Source organism: Ancylomarina sp., assembly GCF_041555295.1.
Classification (GTDB): domain Bacteria; phylum Bacteroidota; class Bacteroidia; order Bacteroidales; family Marinifilaceae; genus Ancylomarina.
This window is the reverse complement of the sequence record NZ_JBFFKR010000129.1, coordinates 1-9,518: the sequence shown is the minus strand read 5'-3', so window position 1 is coordinate 9,518 and position 9,518 is coordinate 1. Positions and strand designations below refer to the sequence as shown.

General features: G+C 38.3%; 6 protein-coding genes. 1 reads left to right on the top strand and 5 read right to left on the bottom strand.

From position 1 onward, the window contains the following. Window positions 1-228 precede the first annotated feature (228 nt). From ABY905_RS10220 to ABY905_RS10210, 3 genes are all read right to left on the bottom strand, one after another. Window positions 229-1,845 carry an AbgT family transporter gene (locus ABY905_RS10220; RefSeq protein ID WP_372643277.1) on the bottom strand — a complete coding sequence of 539 codons (1,617 nt, stop codon included), beginning with the start codon at window positions 1,843-1,845 and terminating at the stop codon, window positions 229-231. A 107-nt stretch (window positions 1,846-1,952) separates the two neighbouring features. Continuing rightward, window positions 1,953-3,506: a glycine--tRNA ligase gene (locus ABY905_RS10215; protein WP_372643275.1), complete on the bottom strand. Its 1,554-nt coding sequence runs from the start codon at window positions 3,504-3,506 to the stop codon at window positions 1,953-1,955. 119 nt (window positions 3,507-3,625) lie between these two features. Then, window positions 3,626-3,871, bottom strand: a complete 246-nt coding sequence (locus ABY905_RS10210; protein WP_372643272.1) for a DUF4834 family protein — start codon at window positions 3,869-3,871, stop codon at window positions 3,626-3,628. A gap of 414 nt (window positions 3,872-4,285) precedes the next feature. Here ABY905_RS10210 and ABY905_RS10205 point away from each other — a divergent pair, with 414 nt between their 5' ends. Further along, complete coding sequence (locus tag ABY905_RS10205) at window positions 4,286-6,274, top strand: GTP-binding protein (RefSeq protein ID WP_372643270.1); 1,989 nt, start codon at window positions 4,286-4,288, stop codon at window positions 6,272-6,274. A gap of 73 nt (window positions 6,275-6,347) precedes the next feature. On the opposite strand, the gene ABY905_RS10200 is transcribed toward ABY905_RS10205, so the two are convergent. After that, window positions 6,348-7,751: a DUF5723 family protein gene (locus tag ABY905_RS10200; RefSeq protein WP_372643268.1), complete on the bottom strand. Its 1,404-nt coding sequence runs from the start codon at window positions 7,749-7,751 to the stop codon at window positions 6,348-6,350. A 96-nt stretch (window positions 7,752-7,847) separates the two neighbouring features. After that, window positions 7,848-9,518, bottom strand: a 1,671-nt coding sequence (locus ABY905_RS10195; RefSeq protein WP_372643265.1) for a hypothetical protein, incomplete at its 5' end; no start/stop codon positions are given.

The window sequence follows — 9,518 nt, the reverse complement described above, 5'->3', positions numbered from 1 at the left end:
CGAGTTGCCTCACTGGTGTTTGAGACCAGCGCGTCTACCAATTCCGCCATCTGGGCATTGCTTTTGAATGCGTTGCAAATGTATGGAAATGTTTCATTCTTGCAAAACAAAAACAAGCTTTTTTTAATAAAAAAAAGTCAGAGAAACCGCCCGATACAGGTACCTCTCTGACTTTCATTATTCTATAAATTGTACCGGAGGTTAAAATTCCTCTTTTTTTTATATTTTCTAGTTAGGCATGGAATATTCTAAGCCTGCTCCAGGTCCTAATGGTAAGCCAAGCATAAGCCAGCCCATCAATAAAATGACCCAAGCCACAAAAAATGCAACTGAGTACGGCAACATGGTTGCTATAATCGTTCCAATACCTGATTCCTTATCGTATTTCTGTACATATGCAATAATCAGCGCAAAGAAACTCATCATTGGCGAAATCACATTGGTTACAGAATCGCCAATACGATAAACAACTTGAGATAACTCTGGCGAGTAGCCCATCAGCATAAACATAGGAATAAAGATGGGTGCCATAATCGCCCACTTTGCCGAAGCCGAGCCCATCAACATATTAATAAGAGCCGATAAGAGCACAAATAAGATCATCAATGGAATCATACCAATATCAGCAGCCATTAGTGCTCCCGCTCCTTTAACAGCCATAATAACACCTAAGTTCGACCATTTAAAATAAGCCACAAACTGAGCAGCAAAGAAAACAAGCACATAGTAACTTGCAAGAGTTTCCATTGATTTACCCATGCCCTTCATGATATCAGCATCAGACTTGAAGACTTTTGCTCCAAAACCATAAGCAATACCACAAGCTCCAGCTCCTAAAAATAAGAGAGCCACTACTCCTTTAATCAAAGGCGATGTTAAGAATCCTCCATCAGGACCTCTAAAGAAACCATCCTCTGGGTATAAGCCCCAAACTGTGATTGCAGTTAAGAAAAGAACCACATATAAAGCCCAACGCAGGCCTCGTTTTTCCAGACTGGTAAGCTGATGAATATCTTCCTTATGTTTTGCCGCATCTTTATAGACACCTAAACGAGGTTCAATTAATTTCTCTGTAACTACTGTACCAACAATGGCAACAAGGAAGGTTGAAACCACCATAAAATAATAATTACCAGTAGGGTTCACTGTTACGGTCGGATCAACAATACGGGCTGCTTCTTGCGATAGTCCTGCTAATAAAGGATCAATCGTTCCCAAGATAAGGTTAGCAGAGAAACCTCCTGAAACACCGGCAAAAGCAGCAGCCATACCCGCAATAGGATGGCGATCGACAGCCACAAAAATAATACCTGCCAATGGAATCAATAAAACATAGCCCACATCAGAAGCTGTATTGGATAAGATACCTGCCAATACAATCACAAAAGTCAGCATGTTTTTGGGAGCTGATAAAACCAACTTGCGAATTAATGTTCCAATAAGTCCCGAACTTTCGGCAATACCTATACCCAACATGGCTACCATTACAATACCCAAGGGTGCAAAGCCTGTAAAATTATCAACCATCTCAATTAAGATGCGATGAAAACCTTCAACTGATAACAAGTTAACAACATTGATTGTTTCTTTAGTACCGGGGTGAACTGCTTGCCAATCGAAGAATGATGCAACACCAGATAATAAGATAGCCAATAAGGCAAATATGGCAAACAGCGTTGCCGGATGCGGGAGCGCATTCCCGAATCTTTCAGTCACATTTAGAAAACGATCAGTCCAGCCTCGCTTCTTAGTCAAGTTCTTTTCCATAATCTTGTAGTCAGTTGAGTTGTAGAGTTTTAAAACCTGTCCATAAATTTCCAAGTCACAAATATACCAACCTGACACTTTCTACTATGGGGAACTTCCCTACTTGAAGCCAATATTGTTCAGTTCAGCACAAAAAAAAAGAGGCACCCGTTGGGTACCTCTCTATATATTTAAGCTTTTAAAGACTATGTCAACTTTTTGAATAACTTTTTCATGCTTACTTCTGACTCAATGATATCATATAGTTTCGCAATCTCAACACGCTCCTGAGCCATCGTATCACGATAACGCAAGGTCACCGTATTGTCTTCTAACGATTGGTGATCTAAAGTCACACAAAAAGGTGTTCCAATAGCATCCTGACGACGGTAACGCTTACCAATAGAATCTTTCTCATCGTACTGGCAATTGAAATCGAATTTCAATTCCTTAATAATCTCACGAGCTTTATCAGGTAAACCATCTTTTTTAACCAATGGCATTACACACAGTTTCACTGGCGCCAATGCTGGAGGCAATTTCAGAACAATGCGTTCGTCAACTTTACCATCTTCTTTTTCAATTTTTTCTTCATTGTAAGCTTCCGACATAATCTCGAGGAACATACGGTCTACACCAATTGAGGTTTCAACCACATAGGGTGTATAGCTCGCATTTAACTCAGGATCGAAATATTGAATTTTTTTACCAGAAAATTCCTGATGTTGTTTCAAGTCAAAATCGGTACGAGAGTGAATTCCTTCAACCTCTTTAAATCCGAATGGGAACTTATATTCAATATCTGTTGCAGCGTTGGCATAGTGAGCCAACTTATCGTGATCGTGAAAACGGTATTTATCATCTGCAAAACCAAGAGCTTTGTGCCAGCTCATACGTGTTTCTTTCCATGCGTCGAACCATTTCATCTCCTCACCCGGGCGAACAAAGAACTGAAGTTCCATTTGTTCGAACTCACGCATACGGAAGATAAACTGACGAGCAACAATCTCGTTACGGAACGCCTTACCAATTTGAGCAATTCCGAAAGGAATTTTCATGCGACCTGTTTTCTGTACATTCAGGTAATTCACAAAGATACCCTGAGCCGTTTCCGGACGAAGGTAAATTTTGCTACTACCATCAGCAGTTGAACCCATATCGGTTGAAAACATCAAGTTAAACTGACGAACATCAGTCCAATTTTTAGTTCCCGAAACAGGACAAGCAATCGCATTATCAATAATGATTTGCTTCAACTCATCAAGATCATTTTTATCTAAAGCTTCAACGAAACGAGCATGCACAGCATCCATCTTTTCTTTGTTGGCCAACACACGAGGGTTAGTCTCACGGAATTGAGCCTCATCGAAAGTTTCGCCAAACTTCTTTTGAGCTTTAGCGACTTCCTTATCCATTTTAGTCTCGAACTTAGCCAAAAGCTCTTCAATCAAAACATCAGCTCTGTAACGCTTTTTTGAGTCCTTATTATCAATCAAAGGATCACTAAAAGCATCAACGTGTCCCGATGCTTTCCAAATGGTAGGGTGCATAAAAATAGCAGTATCAATACCAACTACATTCTCGTGCAGTTTTACCATCGAATCCCACCAATACTTTTTAATGTTGTTTTTTAATTCAACACCCAATTGTGCATAATCGTAAACCGCAGATAAACCATCATAAATTTCTGATGATTGAAATACGAATCCGTATTCTTTACAATGGGCTACCAGTTTTTTGAAAACATCTTCCTGAGCCATAGTTTTTTATTTAGATTTTATTTTTTCTGAAATTGGATAACAAAAGTAGCCGATCATCTTAGAATGAACAAATTTAAACGCACAAAGTGCCTAAGAATCATTCTCTATTCTGAAACAAATTAGTCGTCCACTTCTTCGAAATCGACATAGTCACCTACACCTTTTGTGTCGTGCTTGTCTTTATTTGTCGTGTTCTTTTCAACAGTAACTTCACCTTCTGGTTTTTCTTGATACTGCTGTTGATGCTGTTGCTGCTGTTTTTGCTGCATTTTTTCAAAAGTCTTCTTCACAATAACTGGGAAGAAAGCTCTAAATAAATATTTGATAAGGAAATAAACTCCTATTGCAATTAATATAAATTTCATAATCCTATTTTATTTTGAAGGACAAATATAAGCATTTCATTTTTTTTTTACACGCTTCTTCACTTTTTGCTTTTGGGTGTTCGCTTATAGCACCTTAAGTGGAGCTATAAGCGGCGGGCTTTCCGTTGCAACTCCCCGCTCTTTCTCATATTCAATTATAGCTTACACGTTTTAAGCCTAGAGTCAATGATACAAGTCGCATTGTTACAAGCTTCGCTTTGGGGTTTCCTCTGCTTCCGATAGCTATCGGAACCTTAACAAAAGCCTCGTTTCTGCATTTGGCACCAGCTTTCCATTTCATCTCTTAGAGAAAGTATGTTTTAGCCTAAATCTATTTCTTATGAAACTTTTTTATCCTCCACGAGACTTCCTTATATTCATGGCCTAATTTGTTTCAGAATCTATTTTGAGAATATGTCAAACATACGAAATATAGGAGTTCTAGCCCATGTGGATGCTGGTAAAACAACCATTACTGAAAATCTGCTTTTTTTAGGTGGAGCAACACGAAAAATAGGAAGTGTCGATTCGGGAAGTGCCATCACCGATTCGCTTCAGGTAGAAAAGGAACGTGGAATTTCGGTACGATCAGCCTGCACCTCATTTATGTGGAAAGACGCACAAATTAATTTGATTGATACACCAGGTCACGTCGATTTTTCGGCCGAAGTGGAACGGGTTCTTCGGGTTTTAGATGCAGCCATACTCGTTGTTTCAGCAGTAGAAGGTGTGCAGGCACATACCCATACCTTATACGAAGCACTTTGCGAACGTGGTATTCCTGTTCTAATTTTTATCAACAAAATTGACCGTCCAGGTGCCGATGTTCTTCAGGTTTTTCAAGATTTACAAAAGGAATTAAAAACACCCGTATTTGCACTTCAAACTTGCAGCGAAGAAGGGAATAATGAGGCTGCAATTCATAATTTATGGCTAGATAAAACCAACGAATTGGGTGAAGATCTAAAAGAATTATCTCTTGAAGTCTTAGCCAATACCGACGAGGAAGTACTAGAAAAGTATTTGGAAGGAGAAGTTTTGAATCCCTCCTACTGTATTTCTAAAGCTCAGCACTTGTGCCAACAGTCAAAAATAAACCCAGTACTATTGGGAGTAGCTAAAAATGGTTTAGGCATGCCTGAGCTGTTAGATACTATTGTGACTTATTTTCCAGAGGCATCGTCAGAATCTGAAATCAAAACCTCGGCCTTGGTATTTAAAATTGAACACGATAAAACACTAGGACGCTTGGCTCATATACGCCTATTTGGCGGAAACTTAAAGAACAGAGATAGCATCAGGAATGTGATCGCCAACCGAGATGAAAAAGTCTCACTCATACGAAAGATATACACCAACAAACACATGGATATCGGTGTATTAGAAGCAGGCGATATAGGTTTGGTAAGTGGCATGCCAGAAGTTCAGGTGGGTGATATATTGGGGAGTAAAAATGGTATTCCAGAAAATACGACCTTGCAAATCCCACTACTGATTGTTGGCATAAAATCAAAAAACGAAGCTGATTATGCCAAGCTGGCTGGAGCCTTGCAAGAACTTTCGAGTGAAGATCCTTTATTACAATTTGAGTGGTTTAAAAAAGATCGGGAAATGAATCTTCACATTATGGGAACTATCCAAATGGAGATTCTGGAAATGCTTCTTCGTAGTCGATTTGGCATAGAAGTCGGTTTTGACGAACCAACTGTTGTATATAAAGAAACACCAGCAAGAGAAGTTGAAGGCTATATCCGTTACACCATGCCTAAGCCTTGCTGGGCTGTGGCACGATTTAAAATAGAACCTGGCGAGCGTGGAAGTGGAGTGGTTTACGAATCGGTGGTTGGCGTCAACAATGTCCTTCAAAAGTATCAGAACGAAATAAAGCGAACCATTCCCAAAGCTTTAGAACAGGGAATTAAAGGATGGAAAGTTACCGACATAAAAATTACACTTATCGAGGGGGAAGATCATGAGATGCATTCTCGCCCCGGCGATTTCATGATAGCAACACCAATGGGACTTATGAAAGGCCTACAAGAAGCTGACACAAACCTATTGGAGCCCATCTTGAAGTTTAGAATATCGGGACCTGAAGAATTTCTTGGGAAAATTGCAAGTGAATTAAACCAAATGCGTGCTGTTTTTGCCAATCCTGAATTCGACGATGGAAAGTTTCATTTAGAGGGGGAAGTTCCCGCAGCGACTTCTATGGATTTTAATATCCGTTTAAGTTCCATTACGGGAGGTAAAGGGAAAGTTAAGTTCGGCTTTTCTGGTTATCAGGATTGCCCCAAAGGAGAAGGGAAAAAAAGAGCATATAAAGGTGTTAATCCTTTGGACGAAAGCCAGTGGATATTGCATGCCCGAGGTGCTTTTAAAACCAATGAATGGCGATTATAACTGATTCAACGAATTATCTAACAAATAGCTTGTCCTTTCAGACAAGCTATTTGTTAGATATTATAATCAGAAACTACTCTTCAATTTCTTTTTTCGTTTCCTTTTGCATATACTCAAGAATTAGATCTTCCTGAATTTTACAGACATCTTTCTTTTTGGTCTTCTTTCTACAACCGAACATCATATTCATACCAAATCTTAAGTTCGCCGTTTTTGCTGTATTGGGATTCATTGCAAGAATATTATCACTTACAGCATAAATCTGAAAAGGTCCTAATTTAGCAGCAATACCAACACCTACGTTGTTGTATGAATTATTCACCATAGAATAACTTAGAGAAGCTGAAAAATTACGAATTACTCGCGTATTAGCTGATAAGCTTAATGATGGACGAACTTTCCCATTAAAAATCTCTGTGCGACTAACAGCACCAACATTCACACGTTCGTTCAACTTATAAGATCCCCCAAGATATATTTTGGTTGGTAAGGCTCTTGAATAAGAACCCGCTTTGTCCTTAAATCGGAAGGCATCAGCAATAGAGTCCGTTAAGTCTTCCATAACGTCTTCAATCTCGCGATAATTCGGATCATTCGAGTTTCCTGATTGTGACCAATCGCCACCTTGCCAATCAAAAGTCGCGTCTTGAGATAACTCGTAAGTATCGTTCCATTTAATGCCTCCAATATCGAGTATACTGGCATAGAACGTTGTTCTATCATTGAATTGGTAAGTTGCTCCTAAATCAAAAGCAAAACCTTTATTGTTAGTTCCAGAAAAGAAGGTCCCATCAAAATCATCATCCAACACATCAACATCGTCAATATAACCATCAGCATCTTGGGTGACATCTAAGGGCATAGACACTTTCATCAATTGCTTAGATCGTAATTGAACTAAATCACCCGACTCAGATGTATAAACCGATAAATTTGATTGATCCATATGCATATTAGCCACACCAAAAAGCATTTTCGCTTTCACACCTACAGTTAGTTTTTCAGTTACCTGCTTCGAAACACCCAGAGCAACTTCATTATAAGCAGTACCATCAAGACCTATAGCCCCCAAATTTGCTGTACGTCCCATATATCCGGCATTACCGTTTTTCAAGAATGAAACCAAGCCTTTGTCAAACCCCAGACGATTATCAATTTTAGAGCTAACATCTAAGGTGAAAAACATTTTCTTAGCACGAATGCCCAATGAGAAAAAGGTATAATCAAGTTGATTCACAATCGTATTGGTTGACTGAAGCGCATCATGAAAACTATTAATATCTACCACCAAAGAATCCTTTTGCAAACCTGTACCATCCTTAATGATGTCACTATAAGTGAAACCATTATTGGCATAGTTCACATAGATTGAACTTAATCCAGGGAAACCCAAAAACACTTTACATTCTGGTTGAATGGCTGGATTCAATTGATTGCTTTGAGGAACATTCTGCATCAAGTACAGCGTGTTATTCATTTTTTGTGCTGAAGCCAAATTACTTACGATTAATCCGACAAATAACAGCAGGCTATATTTTATTATTGTTTTATGCATCTGTACAAAAGCTATAGGTTATTTTGATAAATCGAGTTGAGCACTAACCGAGATTGAAAATTTCAACTTATCGGTTCCCTGAAGTTTCACTGACTGTTTTCCTTCATCATAAGTACTTACTACAGCTTTAATGATGATATTTTCGGTATCGTTCAGACTTTCTATTTGAGCCTCTGTCAATTCAATTCTATTAACCTCTTTAGTAATTGTAGATGCATCAACCTCACCAGTAGCTGTAACCCCTGCCGCATTTATAATACTCTCATTAGATATTGTTGAAAGTACCGTATAGGCCGCATCTGTGAAGAAAATATTTTCAATTTTCACATCCAGTGGTAATCCATTCTCCGATGTAATGATGATTGCAGCCTTCATCATTTTATCTGCATCGCTAATATCAATCCCATCAATGGTATCTGAAATACTCAAATTATCAGCCTTGAAATCCATTGGTATATCCATTTCTAAATCAGCCGCAATTGAAGAATTACCTGAAATAATATTGATATTATTACCTACAGCAAGAGGGTCATATCGAGTTCCATCTAAATTCTCGTTAATCTTTACTGATCCAGAATAAGTAATATTACCTGAAGGAGGCAAAGCCATAAATGGTACAATTTGTGAGTTGTCCTTATTATATAAGATTAAGGCTTCAATACCTGCAAGAACTTCAGCTTCTGTTCTAGGATAATCAGGAAGCTGAGCATCAGGATCAAGATTCAGAACATCACCATCAGAATTTGAAGCTGTCATATTAGCTAACACTTTAAATGGTAAGCCAACTGTATTATTGAATTTAACGTTGATTCGTGGATCCGCAAAAGTGAAGCTTCCATCAATATCATCCCAAAAATCAACACCCATATCAATATCACCAGAACCAATATCAATAGTTTGATTACCAAAATCGCCCGTTGCTAATTTAAAATCCAAACCTCCAAATTGGTACGTAATATCCAAGTCATTTCCATTACTTACAATGGTAGCATCACCTCCCTTAAGAATTTTCACACCAAACTTTAGACCTATCGTATTATCGATAGAAGGATTAGAAAAGGTAAAGATCAAATCAGTCAAATCCCATTCAATCTTTTGACTTACAGCATTAGGTTGAACAGTAAAATCTTGGGAAATAAAAATGACATCGTCTGTTTCTTCCTTTAAAGCAACATTCAACGTTATTGCCTTATCTACTGGATTAGATACTGTGAAAGTCACTTTCGTATCAAGTTTTAGCTCTTTTAGCTTAATACCAGTATCACCTGCCTTAATATCGAAGGTCTCATCAATAGCGGCAAGATCAACATCAGCAGGAAAAGGCACAGCAACCGTTGGATAACCTGTCATATCAAACTGTACAGAGCCAGCATCTTGAGCTGGAAAATTCAACACTTCATCAACAGTATATTCAAAAATATTAGCTTCAGTATATTTGATATGAATCAAACCATCATCACCAAGAACAATTGTTTGATCATCTAACACTACCTCATGCTGATTCAACAAATACCAAAGGCTATATTCTCCATAACCTACAGGAGCAACAAAATTTGGTTGCCAATCTATTTTATCGGATAATTTATCAAAATCATAGTCATCAGAGTCAACGCATGATTTAAATGGCATAGTCAAGAAACAAAACAGGACTAGCAAAATGGGGATTGGGAGTTTCTTTTTCATATAGAT